At 51.4% G+C, this 296-nt stretch carries 1 tRNA gene; it reads left to right on the top strand.

What is annotated here, in order from left to right:
- The first annotated feature begins 67 nt into the window (after positions 1-67).
- Positions 68-143 (top strand) — tRNA-Glu (locus tag Xkoz_RS19460).
- The last annotated feature ends 153 nt before the right edge of the window (positions 144-296 follow it).

Genomic DNA, 296 nt, shown 5'->3' with positions numbered 1-296 from the left:
AGATTTGTGTAGTGTCCACACAGATTGTCTGATAGATAGCCATGAGCGGCTTATCTGCGAAGTCGATGTCCCCTTCGTCTAGAGGCCTAGGACACCGCCCTTTCACGGCGGTAACAGGGGTTCGAATCCCCTAGGGGACGCCACGCTGCTCAGGCCCGTTATTGCTAAGCCGGTTTTATAGCCCGTTTAGCAATAATTGCTCTTTAATAATCTGGAACAAGCTGAAAATTGAAACAATCCGTGCCGTTGCGACAAGGGCACGGGTGAGTCTCTCAACACTCCGACTCGAAGACACC

Source organism: Xenorhabdus kozodoii (genome assembly GCF_002632875.1).
GTDB classification, from domain to species: Bacteria; Pseudomonadota; Gammaproteobacteria; order Enterobacterales; family Enterobacteriaceae; genus Xenorhabdus; species Xenorhabdus kozodoii.
The sequence above is the reverse complement of the archived record's forward strand: the minus strand, read 5'-3'. Positions and strand labels throughout refer to the sequence as shown.